The sequence below is a fragment of the Paraburkholderia dilworthii genome (assembly GCF_000472525.1).
In the GTDB taxonomy this organism is placed as follows: Bacteria; Pseudomonadota; Gammaproteobacteria; order Burkholderiales; family Burkholderiaceae; genus Paraburkholderia; species Paraburkholderia dilworthii.
Map to the genome: position 1 here is coordinate 21165 of NZ_AWZT01000011.1, position 14451 is coordinate 35615.

12 protein-coding genes are annotated in these 14451 nt (G+C 62.9%); 10 read left to right on the forward strand and 2 right to left on the reverse strand.

The window, feature by feature from the left end; translation table 11 throughout:
* The first annotated feature begins 285 nt into the window (after positions 1-285).
* Positions 286-2307 carry a transketolase gene (gene tkt, locus F759_RS0112285; RefSeq protein WP_027800123.1) on the forward strand — a complete coding sequence of 674 codons (2022 nt, stop codon included), beginning with the start codon at positions 286-288 and terminating at the stop codon, positions 2305-2307.
* A gap of 108 nt (positions 2308-2415) precedes the next feature.
* The gene (gap, locus tag F759_RS0112290; RefSeq protein WP_013589619.1) at positions 2416-3426 is read left to right on the forward strand and encodes a type I glyceraldehyde-3-phosphate dehydrogenase; all 1011 of its coding nucleotides are present in this window, start codon (positions 2416-2418) and stop codon (positions 3424-3426) included.
* A gap of 101 nt (positions 3427-3527) precedes the next feature.
* On the opposite strand, the gene F759_RS0112295 is transcribed toward gap, so the two are convergent.
* Positions 3528-4220: a FadR/GntR family transcriptional regulator gene (locus F759_RS0112295; RefSeq protein ID WP_027800124.1), complete on the reverse strand. Its 693-nt coding sequence runs from the start codon at positions 4218-4220 to the stop codon at positions 3528-3530.
* Positions 4221-4447: 227 nt separating this feature from the next.
* Here F759_RS0112295 and F759_RS0112300 point away from each other — a divergent pair, with 227 nt between their 5' ends.
* On the forward strand, positions 4448-5776 hold the full coding sequence (locus F759_RS0112300) for a C4-dicarboxylate transporter DctA (RefSeq protein ID WP_027800125.1): 1329 nt from the start codon (positions 4448-4450) through the stop codon (positions 5774-5776).
* A 300-nt stretch (positions 5777-6076) separates the two neighbouring features.
* Here F759_RS0112300 and fur read toward each other — a convergent pair whose 3' ends face one another.
* Positions 6077-6505: a ferric iron uptake transcriptional regulator gene (gene fur, locus F759_RS0112305; RefSeq protein WP_013589614.1), complete on the reverse strand. Its 429-nt coding sequence runs from the start codon at positions 6503-6505 to the stop codon at positions 6077-6079.
* A gap of 158 nt (positions 6506-6663) precedes the next feature.
* Here fur and F759_RS0112310 point away from each other — a divergent pair, with 158 nt between their 5' ends.
* From F759_RS0112310 to holA, 7 genes are all read left to right on the forward strand, one after another.
* On the forward strand, positions 6664-7500 hold the full coding sequence (locus F759_RS0112310; RefSeq protein WP_027800126.1) for an outer membrane protein assembly factor BamE: 837 nt from the start codon (positions 6664-6666) through the stop codon (positions 7498-7500).
* Between the two features lie 177 nt (positions 7501-7677).
* The gene (dapB, locus tag F759_RS0112315) at positions 7678-8475 is read left to right on the forward strand and encodes a 4-hydroxy-tetrahydrodipicolinate reductase (RefSeq protein WP_027800127.1); all 798 of its coding nucleotides are present in this window, start codon (positions 7678-7680) and stop codon (positions 8473-8475) included.
* Between the two features lie 62 nt (positions 8476-8537).
* The gene (locus F759_RS0112320) at positions 8538-9248 is read left to right on the forward strand and encodes a MotA/TolQ/ExbB proton channel family protein (protein ID WP_027800128.1); all 711 of its coding nucleotides are present in this window, start codon (positions 8538-8540) and stop codon (positions 9246-9248) included.
* 61 nt (positions 9249-9309) lie between these two features.
* Positions 9310-9741 (forward strand): ExbD/TolR family protein, encoded by a 432-nt coding sequence (locus tag F759_RS0112325; RefSeq protein ID WP_027800129.1) that lies wholly within the window; start codon positions 9310-9312, stop codon positions 9739-9741.
* A gap of 148 nt (positions 9742-9889) precedes the next feature.
* Positions 9890-12481 carry a leucine--tRNA ligase gene (gene leuS, locus F759_RS0112330; RefSeq protein WP_027800130.1) on the forward strand — a complete coding sequence of 864 codons (2592 nt, stop codon included), beginning with the start codon at positions 9890-9892 and terminating at the stop codon, positions 12479-12481.
* A gap of 91 nt (positions 12482-12572) precedes the next feature.
* Positions 12573-13127, forward strand: a complete 555-nt coding sequence (locus F759_RS0112335; RefSeq protein ID WP_027800131.1) for an LPS-assembly lipoprotein LptE — start codon at positions 12573-12575, stop codon at positions 13125-13127.
* Positions 13128-13160: 33 nt separating this feature from the next.
* Positions 13161-14279, forward strand: coding sequence for a DNA polymerase III subunit delta (holA, locus tag F759_RS0112340; protein WP_027800132.1), 1119 nt, complete (start codon positions 13161-13163; stop codon positions 14277-14279).
* Positions 14280-14451 lie beyond the last annotated feature (172 nt).

Below are 14451 nucleotides of genomic sequence, written 5' to 3' on the forward strand. Positions count from 1 at the left end.
AAGTGGGCGGGTTTCCTTCGTCAAATTGTAAACGGCGACGTGCGCCGCGGCGCCCCGCGCGGAGCAAACCCGGACGCATCGGACGTATCCAGGCCCGCGGCGCCATGCGGCTTTGCGCACAGGGAGCCGGGCAACGTTCTGTTAGAATGTCACGCTTTCAGCCTAGTCCGTTTGCTCTGCCCGTTTCGCGTCTTCCGGCGCCGCACCGTGCGCCGAAGCGAACTGGCCGCCGAGCTCCCGGGCCTCAAGCGCGCACCGCTTTCTGACTCTGTCTCCGGACTCGACATGACGACCCCGTCTCCCGCACCCACTTCCTTGATGGCTAACGCAATTCGCGCGCTGTCTATGGACGCCGTTCAACAAGCGAATTCCGGCCATCCCGGCATGCCGATGGGCATGGCCGAAATCGGCGTGGCCCTGTGGTCGCGCCATCTGCGCCACAATCCGAAGAACCCGCAATGGGCGGACCGCGACCGTTTCGTTCTGTCGAATGGTCATGGCTCCATGCTGCTGTACTCGCTGCTGCAGCTGACCGGCTACGATCTGCCGATCAGCGAGTTGAAGAACTTCCGCCAGATGCATTCGAAGACGCCGGGCCACCCCGAATACGGCGTTACGCCGGGCGTCGAAACGACCACCGGCCCGCTCGGCCAGGGTTTGGCGAATGCGGTCGGCATGGCGCTCGCGGAGTCGCTGCTCGCCACCGAATTCAACAAGCCTGACGCGAAGATCGTCGATCACCATACGTATGTGTTCGTTGGCGACGGCTGCCTGATGGAAGGCATTTCGCACGAAGCCTGTTCGCTCGCAGGCGTGCTGAAGCTGAACAAGCTGATTGCGTTCTACGACGACAACGGCATCTCGATTGACGGCGAAGTGGTGCACTGGTTCCACGACGACACGCCGAAGCGCTTTGAAGCGTACGGCTGGAACGTGATTCCGAACGTAGTCGGCCACAGCGTCGACGCGGTGGATGCCGCCATCAAACAGGCGAAGCAGTCGGACAAGCCGACGCTGATCTGCTGCAAGACCGTGATCGGCGAAGGTGCGCCGACCAAGGCCGGCAGCCACGATTCGCACGGCGCGCCGCTCGGCGACAAGGAAATCGCGGCGACGCGCGCGGCGATCGGCTGGAAATGGGAGCCGTTCGTGATTCCGCAGGAAGTCTATGCGGCGTGGGACGCGAAGGAAGCCGGCGCGCGCCTCGAATCGGACTGGGACAAGGCGTTTGCGGCATACGCGGCGAAATATCCGCAAGAAGCGGCCGAATTCACGCGTCGCACCGGGAAGCAACTGCCGGCCGACTGGAAGGAAAAGGCGAAGGCGATCATCGCCGGCGCGAACGAGCGCGCAGAAACCGTTGCGACGCGCAAGGCATCGCAGCAGGCCATCGAGGCTTTGTCGGCAGTGCTGCCGGAACTGCTCGGCGGCTCCGCCGACCTGACCGGTTCCAACCTGACTAACTGGAAGGCCGCGAAGCCGGTGCGCGTGAACGAGGAAGGCCGCGCGGCGGGCAACTACGTGAACTACGGCGTGCGCGAATTCGGCATGAGCGCCGCGATCAACGGCGTTGCGCTGCATGGCGGCTTCAAAGCTTTCGGCGGCACGTTCCTGACGTTCTCCGACTACAGCCGCAACGCGCTGCGCGTCGCCGCGCTGATGAAGGCGCCGTCCATCTTCGTGTTCACGCATGATTCCATCGGTCTGGGCGAAGACGGCCCGACCCACCAGTCGATCGAACACGTCGCGAGCCTTCGTCTGATTCCGCATCTGCAAGTGTGGCGTCCCGCGGATACTGTCGAAACGGCGGTGGCCTGGACTCACGCGGTCGAACATCACGGCCCGTCGTGCCTGATCTTCAGCCGTCAGAACCTGCCGTTCTCGGAACGCACGGACGCGCAGATCGCCAACATTGAGAAGGGCGGTTATGTGCTGCGCGACTGGAACGACGAGATCGTCGCCCGCAAGATCATCCTGATCGCCACCGGTTCCGAAGTCGAACTGGCGCTGAAGGCGGTCGAGCCGCTGGCGCGTGAGGGCATCGCGGCGCGCGTCGTCTCCATGCCGTCCACCACCGTGTTCGACAGGCAGGACGCCGAGTACCGCGAACGCGTGCTGCCGCACGGCGTGCGCCGTGTCGCGATCGAAGCGGGCGTGACGGATTTCTGGCGCAAGTACGTGGGTCTGGAAGGCGGCGTGGTCGGGATCGACACGTTCGGCGAATCGGCCCCGGCTGGCGTGCTGTTCAAGCATTTCGGCTTCACCGTCGAGCACGTGGTAGAGACGGCTAAAGCCGCACTCGGCTGATCAACGGCCAGGCGTTGCCGCACGCGTGAAGCACGAGCATGAACGCGCGGCAACGCGGCCGGTCAGACGAAACATCGACGTATTTTTTCAGCCATCAGGAGATAGACCATGACGATTCGCGTCGCAATCAACGGCTACGGCCGGATCGGCCGCAACACGCTGCGCGCCTTCTATGAAAACGGCAAGAAGCACGATATCGAAATCGTCGCCATCAACGATCTGGGCGATGCCAAGACCAACGCTCACCTGACGCAATACGACACCGCGCACGGCAAGTTCCCGGGCGAAGTGTCGGTGGACGGCGACTACCTGGTCGTGAACGGCGACAAGATCCGCGTGCTGGCCAATCGCAATCCGGCTGAACTGCCGTGGGGCGAGCTCAACGTCGACGTCGTGATGGAGTGCACGGGCTTTTTCACGACCAAGGAAAAGGCGAGCGCGCACATCAAGGGCGGCGCGAAGAAGGTCATCATCTCGGCGCCGGGCGGTAAGGACGTCGACGCAACGATCGTCTACGGCGTGAACCACAATGTGCTGAAGGCGTCGGACACGGTGATTTCGAACGCATCGTGCACGACGAACTGCCTGGCACCGCTCGTCAAGCCGCTGAACGACAAGATCGGTCTCGTGAACGGCCTGATGACGACCATCCACGCGTACACGAACGACCAGGTGCTGACGGACGTCTATCACGAAGACCTGCGCCGCGCGCGCTCGGCCACGCACAGCCAGATCCCGACCAAGACCGGCGCGGCTTCGGCGGTTGGCCTCGTGCTGCCGGAACTGAACGGCAAGCTGGACGGCTACGCAATCCGCGTCCCGACGATCAACGTGTCGGTGGTCGATCTGTCGTTCATCGCCGCGCGCGACACGACGGTCGAAGAAGTCAACGCGATCATGAAGGAAGCGTCGCAAGGCGCGCTGAAGGGCATCCTCGGCTATAACGACGCGCCGCTGGTTTCCGTCGACTTCAACCACAACCCGGCTTCGTCGACGTTCGACGCAACGCTGACCAAGGTGTCGGGCCGTCTCGTGAAGGTGTCGAGCTGGTACGACAACGAGTGGGGTTTCTCGAACCGCATGCTGGACACGGCTGTGGCGCTTGCTAACGCGAAGTAAGCCGCGTATCACGGCTTTCCGGTCGCCGGCGTGTCATCGTCGGCGGTGTGGTTTGCCGTGATTCAGTTCGGCAACGAAGCCGCTCCCCGGAGCGGCTTTTTTTACGCCTGCGGAGTGGGGAAATAGACGCCGGCGCGTTGCGCGGCGTTCGAGATATGGGTTTCGATGGCTTTGCCAGCTGCGGCTGAATCGCGCGCCTTCAGTGCGTCCAGAATTGCGCGATGCTCGGTGTAGGTCGACAACACCAGCTCGCGCCGGTAAAACGGCATGCGCTGGCTTTCCTTCATGATGTCCGCGCTGCTGCTCAGTATCGACTCAATCGCGGCGTTGCCCGCAATGTTCACGATCCGCATATGGAAGTCGTAGTCGAGGCGCGCGGCCTCGTCCAGTTCGTCACACGCTAGCGCCGTTTGCATAGCCGCAATGTTTTCCTCGAACCATGCGAGGTCCGAATCGCTGACGGCGAGCGCCGCCATGCGGGCAATAAAGCCTTCCAACGCGTAGCGCATCTGATAGGTGTCAGGGAGCGAAGACTGCGCGGCAAAGCGCCAGGATTGCGCCGTCGACGGCTGCGCGCGCTCCACGTACACACCCTTGCCCGGCCTGATGACGAGCAGACCGAGCGCTTCCAGCGTGGACAGCGCCTCGCGCAGCGACGCGCGGCTGATGGCCAGCTCTTCCGAAAGCTGGCGTTGCGCCGGCAGCAGGCTGCCCACCGGATAAACGCCCGCTTCGATCCGCTCGCGGATGGTCGCAATGGCGGCATCGGTCACGGTATGCGGGACGTTTTTCATCAAAGCTCACATGAAAGTATGGTCTGACCAGATTGTAGTACGCCGCTCGAGCGCGCATACGGTCGACCGGCAAATCGCGTCTTCAAGTGCGGCGTCCAATCCGGCAGGACAGGGGTAAACACCGTTTTATCTTTCCTTGACCTCAGTATATCGGCTTCCTACTATCCACCATAACAGTACTGGTCGGACCAGTCTGAACTGATCGAAGTCGAAACCAGGAGGAAGCCGTGCTGAAGTTTCTCAACTCGCTGTTTGGCCGGGTCGTGATAGCGCTGGTGGTCGGCGTCGTGATCGGCGCGATTTATCCGCATTTCGCCCAATCGCTGCGTCCGCTCGGCGATGGCTTTCTCAAGCTGATCAAGATGGTGATCGGTCCGATTGTGTTCTGCGTCGTGGTGAGCGGCATGGCGCACGCAGGCGATCTGCGCAAGGTTGGCCGCGTCGGGCTGAAGGCGGTGGTCTACTTCGAAGTGATGACGACGATCGCGCTCGTGATCGGCGCGGTGCTTGCGTACGCGACGCGGCCCGGTGCCGGCATGAATATAGACCTGCGCTCGCTCGATCCGGCTTCGCTGTCGACCTACACCGAACATGCAAAGAGCCTGAAAGACACCGCGGGCTTTTTGCTGAAGATCATTCCCGATACGGCGTTCAATGCGTTCGCCACGGGCGACATCCTGCAGATTCTGGTTTTTTCAGTGCTGTTCGGCTCGGCGCTTTCATTGCTCGGCAATAAGGCGGAGCGCGTGAGCGGCATGATCGACGAACTCGCGCAGGTGTTCTTCCGCGTGATGGGTTTCATCATCAAGCTTGCGCCGCTCGGCGTGCTCGGCGCGATCGCTTTTACGACCGGCACCTACGGCGTCGAATCGCTGAAGCAGCTCGGCATGCTGGTGCTCGTGTTCTACGCGAGTTGCATCGTGTTCGTGCTCGTCGTGCTGGGCGTCGTGATGCGGCTTGCCGGTTTCAGCATCTTTAAGCTGATTCGCTATCTGCGCGAGGAGCTGTCGATCGTGCTCGGCACCGCTTCTTCCGATGCCGTGCTGCCGCAAGTCATGCGCAAGCTCGAATGGATGGGCGTGAAGGATTCGACGGTGGGTCTCGTGATTCCGACCGGCTACTCGTTCAATCTGGACGGTTTTTCGATCTACCTCACGCTCGCTGTGATTTTCATCGCGCAGGCGACCAATACGCCGCTTTCCACGCACGATCTGATCGTGGTCGTGCTGGTGTCGCTGGTGACGTCGAAGGGCGCCCACGGCATTCCCGGCTCGGCAATCGTGATTCTGGCCGCGACGTTGTCCGCGATTCCGGCGATTCCCGTGCTCGGACTCGTGCTGATTTTGCCCGTCGACTGGTTTGTCGGCATTGCCCGCGCGCTGACGAATCTGATCGGCAACTGTGTCGCGACGGTGGTGGTCGCCGTGTGGGAAAAGGACATCGACCGGGCGCGCGCGCATCGCGTGCTCAACCGTGACGCCGATTTCCGCTATGTCGCCGCCGGCAACGAAGCGGGTATCGAACCGGTGAACGCCAACGGCGCACCGGCCGTTTGAGAGTGGGGCATGTGTGGTCTTCCGGCGCGTGGCGGCGCGTCGGCTTTCATTCGATGAGAGCCCGGTCGGTGCGGTAAGCGAACGAAATGAACCAGTGAAGGCACCGCGCGATGGCACCACGCGATGGCACCAGGCGATGGCACCAGGCGATGGCACCAGGCGATGGCACCAGGCGATGGCACCAGGCGATTTCGTCCGACGAAAAAATGGCCCGGCTGATTCAACTCAGCCGGGCCATTTTTCTGCTCTTTGCAAACCGTTCGACCGTGCCCCCCGACCCGGCCGCCGGCCGCCACCGCGTCAATGCTTGCGATGCGGGCAGTTTTCCTTGGTGCAGACGCCGTACAGCGCCAACGCGTGCTCCTGCAGCTTGAAGCCACGTTCCTTCGCGATGGACTGCTGACGATTCTCGATTTCGGAGTCGAAAAATTCTTCGACGAGCCCGCAGTCGAGGCACACAAGGTGGTCGTGATGCGACCCTTCGTTTAATTCGAACACCGCCTTGCCCGACTCGAAATTGCTGCGCGACAGCAGGCCGGCCTGCTCGAATTGCGTCAGCACGCGATAGACGGTGGCAAGACCGATATCGAGTTCTTCGTGCAGGAGGTTGCGATACACGTCTTCGGCCGTCAGGTGACGCACCGGGCTGTGCTGAAAAATCTCGAGGATTTTGAGGCGCGGAAGGGTCGCCTTGAGCCCGATGTTCTTGAGATCGGTTGGATTGGTCATGACAAGGGATCCCTAGAGTACAATGCTGGGCTCTCATAGTAATGTGTTTTTGCCGTTCTGGTCATCTTCGATGGAATGAAACTCGCGCGGCTCGTCAGCGGGCCCGCACGGTGAGTGAAATGATTTCAAAATCTCAACTGATCTACCGGGGGAGCCGCATGCGGGGTACCTTGATCGCTGTTGCGGCTGTCGCGATTCTTGCGGGATGTTCCACGTACGACAGCCTCACGCAGCGGATTGCTCAAAGCATCACGCCGTACCGGATTACCGTTGTGCAAGGCAATTTCGTTTCGAAAGAAGCCGCTGCGCAAATGCAGGTCGGCATGTCGCGCGCACAGGTGCGTCAGTTGCTCGGTACGCCGCTTCTCGCAGATATGTTCCATGCGGACCGCTGGGACTACGTGTTCTATTTCAAGCGCGGCTCGACTAACGTCGTGCAGCAGCGCGACTTCGTGGTCATGTTCGCCGGCGACCGTGTCGCCAGCTGGAGCGGCGGCGAAGATCTGCCGTCCAACCTCGAATTGCTGGCTGAGATCGACGGCGACAAGCGCGGCAAGAAGGCTGCCGTGCCGAACGTAGCAAGCAGCGCGGGCGCGGCTAGCGCGCCGGTAGCCGCGGCTGCGGCACCGGCCACGGTCGATCCGGTGCGTTCGCCGTCCGTCGAAGGTGCGGCGAGCGCTGCCGCGCCGTCTACCGACGCGAACGCTGAAGCCGCGCAAGCCGCCAATCGTGCGACGAATGCGGTGCAATCGCCGTCGCGCAACGCGCAGTCGTCGGTGCGCTCCACGGCGCCGACCGCGAATGCCGGCGGCGTGCCGCCACAGGGCCCGACGTCCGGCGGCCAGCCGCAGTTCCAGTTCCACCGTCCGCCGCCGCCGCAATCGCCGTCGTCGCAAGATAATCCGGTGGGACCGACGGGTCGGCAAAGCGGCAGCAGCGGTCCGACGTACAACGCGCCGCTTACCGCACCGTCCACTTCGGGAACGAGCGAGTAATCGCGCTGTCCGTGTTTTAAGACGGCCGCTGTGCAATAGCCCGCTGTAACGGCATTTCGCGCTTTGCACGGCGCCGTCCGGTTCTCAGCTGTTTCAATCATGCGCGGCGCGAGGGCGTGCTGCCCGCCGCCGCTTTTGCCCGCCTTCGCCGGGCTGTGTCTTTCGAACCCTGTAGCCATGAAAATTGCGATTGCTGGCGCATCGGGCCGTATGGGCCGCATGCTCATCGAAACCGTTCTTAACGATTCCGACGCCACGCTGTCAGGCGTGCTCGACCGTGCGGGTTCGCCGCAACTCGGTCAGGACGCCGGCGCCTTTCTCGGTAAACAGACCGGCGTGACGCTGACCGACGACATCGAAAGTGTGTTCGCCCAGTCGGACTACCTGATCGACTTCACGCGCCCCGAAGGCACGCTCGTGCATCTGGAAGCGGCGCAGCGTCACAACGTGAAAATGGTGATCGGCACCACCGGCTTCGATAACGCGCAGAAGGCGCAATTGCGCGAAGCGGCGAACAACATCGCCATCATGTTTGCGTCGAATATGAGCGTGGGCGTGAACGTCACGCTCAAGCTGCTCGAATATGCGGCGAAGCATTTTGCGACCGGCTACGACATCGAGATTATCGAGGCGCATCATCGTCACAAGGTCGATGCGCCGTCGGGCACGGCCCTTACGATGGGCGAAGTGATTGCAAATGCGCTCGGGCGCAATCTCGACGACTGCGCGGTCTATAGCCGCGAAGGCGTGACCGGCGAACGCGATCCGTCCACGATCGGCTTTTCGGCGATCCGCGGCGGCGATATCGTTGGCGACCATACGGTGCTGTTCGCGGGCATCGGCGAGCGCATCGAAATCACGCACAAATCGGCGAGCCGTCTGTCATACGCGCAGGGCGCGCTTCGTGCTGTGCGTTTCCTCGAAGGCCATCAGACCGGCTTCTTCGACATGCAGGACGTGCTCGGCCTGCGCTAAGCGCGACGCGCGAGGCGCAACCTGCTTACGCGCGCGAAACCACTTTCCCACGGCGAGATCAGATGGCAGGCGGCAGCGGCATCATCCATTACCTGCAAACCAGCGACGCGATCACGCATGGCGTCGCTTATGTGCTGCTGGCGATGTCGATTGCGAGTTGGTGCTTTCTGATCGTCAAGACCTGGGTGCTGGTGCGGGCCAAACGTCAGGCGACGCGCGCAGTCGCGCGCTTCTGGCAGGCCTCTACGTTGGCCGAAGGCGTGGCGGCACTGAAGCGCGCCGACCGCGAGCGCGTTTTCGCGCCGCTTGCGGAAGCAGCGCTCCATGCAGCGGAAGTCGATATTCCCGGTGCGCTGCTTGCGCGCGTCGAACGCAGCGAGCGTGTGATCAGAGCGCTGCGCCAGGCGCTGAACGCGTCGCAAAGGCGGCTTGAATTCGGCCAGGTGCTGCTGGCTTCGGTGGGCAGCACGGCGCCTTTCGTCGGCCTGCTCGGCACCGTGTGGGGCATTTACCACGCGCTCGGCAGTATCGCGGCGAGCGGTCAGGCGCAGATCGAGAACGTCGCCGGCCCGGTTGGCGAGGCACTCATCATGACGGCCTTCGGTCTGGTAGTCGCGATACCGGCCGTCCTCGCCTACAACGTGCTTGGGCGGCTCGTGCGGCAGTTGTCGGAGGAACTCGACGGTTTCGCGCACGACCTGCACGCGTACGTGTGCGCACCCGCTGGCCAGCCGCAAGCTCCGGTGCGCGGCCAGCAGGCCACGACTCACTAAGCGTACTAACACACGACAGCACTGAGGGCACTAAGGGCACGTCACGGCGGAAGGAGGCGACATGGCATTCGGCGGACTCGAGAAAAAGCAGACGGCCGCGCCAATGGCCGAGATCAACATGACGCCGTTGATCGACGTAATGCTGGTGCTGCTGGTGATCTTCATCATTACCGCGCCTTTATTCACGCATGCGATCCGGCTTGATCTCCCGAAAGTCGCGGCAGCGCCCGCGCGCGAAACGCCGCAAACCATTTCTCTTTCGATCGACGCCGCGGGCAAGCTCTACTGGAACGGCAGCGTCATCACGCTAGAGCAGATGCGCGCGCGCTTCACGCAAGCGGGCAAAGAGACCGACCAGCCGGAAATTCAACTGCACGCGGAGCGCAATACGCGTTATGAGGTGATCGCGCAGGTCATGGGCGCGGCGCAGCAGGCCGGTCTGGAACGGATCGGCTTCGTGACAGACCCACCGCCGCCGGGCACGCAGCAGTAGGCGAGCGGGCGTTCGCCACGCGGCGCAGCCGTCCGCGAACGGTATAATCAGCCCTTTTCCCGCAGTAGGGGAAACGACGCCATTTCATCCAGCAAAAGCACCAAAGCGGCCGGTGCGGAAGCACCGAACCCAGCGATCCCATCACACCATGCACGAAAAATACGTTCCCTCCGACGTCGAATCCGCCGCGCAAGGGCAATGGCGCGCCATCGACGCGTACAAGACGACGGAAACCACCGACAAGCCCAAGTTCTATTGCGTCTCGATGCTGCCGTATCCGTCGGGCAAGCTGCACATGGGGCACGTGCGCAACTACACGATCAACGACGTGATGTACCGCTATCTGCGGATGAACGGCTACAACGTGCTGATGCCGATGGGTTGGGACGCGTTCGGCATGCCGGCTGAAAACGCCGCAATGGCTAACAACGTGCCGCCAGCGAAGTGGACCTACGACAACATCGCTTACATGAAGAAGCAGATGCAGTCGATGGGCCTCGCGATCGACTGGTCACGCGAAGTCGCCACGTGCAGCCCGGACTACTACAAGTGGAACCAGTGGCTCTTCCTGAAGATGCTGGAAAGGGGCATTGCGTACAAGAAGACCGGCACCGTCAACTGGGACCCGGTCGATCAAACCGTGCTCGCGAACGAGCAGGTTATCGACGGCCGCGGCTGGCGGTCGGGCGCGCTCGTCGAAAAGCGCGAAATTCCGATGTACTACATGCGCATCACGCAGTACGCGGACGAGTTGCTGAACGATCTCGAAGGCCTCGGCTGGCCCGAGCGCGTCAAGATCATGCAGCAGAACTGGATCGGCAAGAGCTTCGGTGTGAACTTCGGTTTCCCGTATGAAATCGACGGCGAACACAAGCTGTTGCGCGTGTTCACCACGCGCGCCGACACGATCATGGGCGTGACCTTCTGCGCGATTGCCGCCGAGCATCCGCTCGCCACGCGTCTCGCGAAAGACAAGCCGGAGTTGCAGGCTTTTATCGACGAATGCAAGCGCGGCGGGGTGGCCGAGGCCGACGTCGCGACGATGGAAAAGAAAGGCATGGCGACCGGCTTTTTCGTCACGCATCCGCTCACGCAGGAACAGGTCGAAGTGTGGATCGGCAACTACGTGCTGATGAGCTACGGCGAAGGCGCGGTAATGGGCGTGCCGGCGCACGACGAGCGTGACTTTGCGTTCGTGAAGAAATACGGTTTGCCGATCAAGCAGGTGGTGGCGATCGAAGGCAAGGAGTTTTCGACGCAAGCCTGGGCAGAATGGTACGGCGAGAAGAGCGGGACGCTCGTCAACAGCGGCAAGTACGATGGGCTGAACTACGAACAGGCAGTGGACGCAATCGCTGCCGACCTGAAGGCGCTCGGCGTCGGCGACAAGCAGATCACGTGGCGTCTGCGTGATTGGGGCGTGTCGCGCCAGCGTTACTGGGGCACGCCCATTCCGATCATCCACTGCCCGAAGTGTGGCGACGTGCCGGTGCCGGAAAAAGACCTGCCGGTCGTGCTGCCGGAAGACCTCGTGCCGGACGGCACGGGCAACCCGCTCGCGAAATCCGAAGCGTTCGTGAACTGCACCTGCCCGACTTGCGGCGGCGCGGCTAAACGCGAGACGGACACAATGGACACGTTCGTGGATTCGTCGTGGTACTTCTATCGCTATGCATCGCCGGGCGCACAGACGATGGTCGACGAGCGCACCGATTACTGGGCGCCGATGGACCAGTACATCGGCGGCATCGAGCACGCGATTCTGCACCTGTTGTACTCGCGTTTCTGGGCGAAAGTGATGCGCGATTTCGGCCTCGTCAAGTTCGGCGAACCGGCGAAAAACCTGCTCACGCAGGGCATGGTGCTCAACGAAACGTACTATCGCGAAGACGCAGCGGGCAAGAAGACCTGGTACAACCCGGCCGACGTCACGGTCTCGTTCGACGACAAGGGCCGCCCCGTTGGCGCCGTGCTGAACTCGGACGGCCAGCCGGTCGTACTGGGCGGCGTCGAAAAGATGTCGAAGTCGAAGAACAACGGCGTCGATCCGCAATCGCTGATCGATCAGCACGGCGCGGACACCGCCCGTCTGTTCGTCATGTTCGCCGCGCCACCGGAGCAGCAACTGGAGTGGTCGGGCTCGGGCGTGGAAGGCGCGAGCCGCTTCCTGCGCCGTGTGTGGAGTTTCGGTCACGCGAACGAAGCCGCGCTGCGTGCGGGCGGCCAATTCGACGCCGCGCAACTCGGCGACGCCGACAAGCTGTTGCGCCGCGAGATCTACAGCGTGCTCAAGCAGGCCGACTTCGATTACCAGCGTTTGCAATACAACACGGTTGTGTCGGCCGCGATGAAAATGCTCAACGCGCTCGACGGCGCGAAGGGCGCGCTGCCGGCCGTGCTGCGTGAAACCTACGGTGTGATGTTGCGCGTGTTGTACCCCGTCGTGCCGCACCTGACGTTCCAGTTGTGGCAGGAACTCGGTTACGCCGACGAGTTCGGTTCGCTGCTCGACGCGCCGTGGCCGAAGGTCGACGAAAAAGCGCTCGAGCAATCGGAGATCGAACTTGTGCTGCAAGTGAACGGCAAGGTGCGCGGCGCGCTCACGGTGGCGAAAGACGCGTCGCGTGAATCGATCGAACAGCTTGCAGCCGCGCACGAAATGGTCGCGAAATTCAGTGAAGGCAAGGCACCGAAGAAGATTGTCGTGGTGCCAGGCCGCCTCGTGAACGTGGTCGTTTGACGACCCGGCCGTATCTGCCGGCAGGCATGACGCCGTCGCGCGCGGTGGCGCTTGCCTCCGGCTGGGAATCTACTGCGAACCAGGAGCCAATGTGACTCGCAGATCGCTTTTTCTGACGCTGGCTTGCAGCGTATTGATGTTGTCCGCGTGTGGCTTTCAGCTGCGCGGCCAGCAGGACTATGCATTCAAGCGCCTGTTCATCGCCGGCGGCTCGCCAGCGGCCAGCGCGCGGCTGACGCGCATGGTGCAGGGAGGCAGCGACACGGTGGTCGTGAAGTCGGTGGCCAACGCGGACGCCACTTTGCAGATTTCCGAGGGCCGCAACTTCAGCACGCTGACGCTGAATTCGCTTGGTGTCGTCGAAGAGTACCAATTGAATCTATCCATGAACTACTCGCTGATCGGCAAGGACGGCACCGTGCTGATTCCGCCGAGTGTGATTGCGCTCAACCGCGCGATGACCTATAGCGACAAGTACTCGCAAGCGAAAACCGCCGAGTCGGACATCCTGTTCGCCGACATGGAAAACGACGCGGTGGATCAACTCACGCGCCGTCTTTCGAGCGTGCGGTCGCTTCATCCTGCGCCGGGCGAGCAGGTGCCGGCCGTCGCGCCGCGCGCGCCTTTGCCGCCGCCGCCGCTGTGAGCATCGCGTTTATTCGACACGCTACACATAGCCATGCAACTGCGACTTGACGCGCTCGAAGCGCATCTCGCCAAGGGACTCGCCGGACTGTACGTCGTGTACGGCGACGAGCATCTGCTCGCGCAGGAAGCGTCCGACCGGATTCGCGCGGCGGCTCGCGCGGCCGGCTTTACCGATCGCTCGGTGTTTACTGTCGAGCGCGGTTTCGACTGGAGTTCGCTGCTGGGCGCGAGCCAGTCGATGTCGCTGTTCGGCGACCGTCAACTGGTCGAATTGCGTATTCCGTCGGGCAAGCCCGGCAAGGAAGGCGCCGATGCGCTGAAAGCGCTTGCGGCTGCCGTCAACGACGACGTGTTGACCATGATCACGCTGCCGCGGCTCGACGCGGCCACGCAGAAATCCGCGTGGTTTACGGCGCTTGCCGACGCGGGCGTCGCGTTGAAAATCGATCCCGTTGAGCGCGCGCAGTTGCCGAACTGGGTCGGCCAGCGGCTCGCGGCGCAGGGCCAGCGGGTCGCAGCCGGCGATGAAGGCCGGCGCGCGCTGGCATTTATCGCCGAACGTGTCGAGGGCAATCTGCTCGCCGCGCATCAGGAGATCCAGAAGCTCGGGCTGCTGTATCCGGCCGGTTCGTTGAGCTTTGAGCAGATTCACGATGCGGTGCTCAACGTCGCGCGTTACGACGTGTTCAAGCTCAATGAGGCGATGCTCGCCGGCGATGTGGGCCGCTTGTCGCGCATGCTCGACGGTTTGCGCGGCGAAGGGGAGGCGGCGGTGCTCGTGCTGTGGGCGGTCGTCGAGGAATTGCGCACGCTGCTGCGAATCAAGCGCGGCGTCGCGGCCGGCAAGCCGCTTGCGATGCTGGTGCGCGAAAACCGCGTGTGGGGTCCGCGCGAACGGTTGATCGGGCCGGCGTTGTCGCGTGTCACCGAGACCTCGCTTGAAAAAGCGCTGGCGCTGGCGGCGCGGCTGGATCGCCAGGTGAAGGGATTATCGGGCGGCACGCCCGGCAATCATCGCAATGACCCGCCGCCCGATCCGTGGGACGGTCTGTTCGAACTCGCGATGACGGTCGCGGCGCCGAAAACGGCGCCTGTGCCGCCGCCGCGACCTCGGGCCGGAGCCGCTGCGGCGGCGCGCAGGCCGGCGTGAGTCTCGTCGCTGCGCTGAGTGCCGAGTGCCGAGTGTCTGTCCGGCCGGCCGGCGATTGGCCAGAGCGCAGACCACGCACGGCGTATATGGCTGGAGTGGTCCGCGCCAGTGAGTAAGGTGATCTGACGACGAGTTCGCCGGAAACAGATGCGGCTCAGGGTGCGTCGGCATC

Coding starts and splice junctions, on each gene's coding strand:
- gap (WP_013589619.1), top strand. CDS start 2,416: ATGACGATTCGCGTCGCAATCAACGGCTACGGCCGGATCGGCCGCAAC.
- fur (WP_013589614.1), bottom strand. CDS start 6,505: ATGACCAATCCAACCGATCTCAAGAACATCGGGCTCAAGGCGACCCTT.
- tkt (WP_027800123.1), top strand. CDS start 286: ATGACGACCCCGTCTCCCGCACCCACTTCCTTGATGGCTAACGCAATT.
- leuS (WP_027800130.1), top strand. CDS start 9,890: ATGCACGAAAAATACGTTCCCTCCGACGTCGAATCCGCCGCGCAAGGG.
- F759_RS0112310 (WP_027800126.1), top strand. CDS start 6,664: ATGCGGGGTACCTTGATCGCTGTTGCGGCTGTCGCGATTCTTGCGGGA.
- holA (WP_027800132.1), top strand. CDS start 13,161: ATGCAACTGCGACTTGACGCGCTCGAAGCGCATCTCGCCAAGGGACTC.
- dapB (WP_027800127.1), top strand. CDS start 7,678: ATGAAAATTGCGATTGCTGGCGCATCGGGCCGTATGGGCCGCATGCTC.
- F759_RS0112320 (WP_027800128.1), top strand. CDS start 8,538: ATGGCAGGCGGCAGCGGCATCATCCATTACCTGCAAACCAGCGACGCG.
- F759_RS0112325 (WP_027800129.1), top strand. CDS start 9,310: ATGGCATTCGGCGGACTCGAGAAAAAGCAGACGGCCGCGCCAATGGCC.
- F759_RS0112295 (WP_027800124.1), bottom strand. CDS start 4,220: ATGAAAAACGTCCCGCATACCGTGACCGATGCCGCCATTGCGACCATC.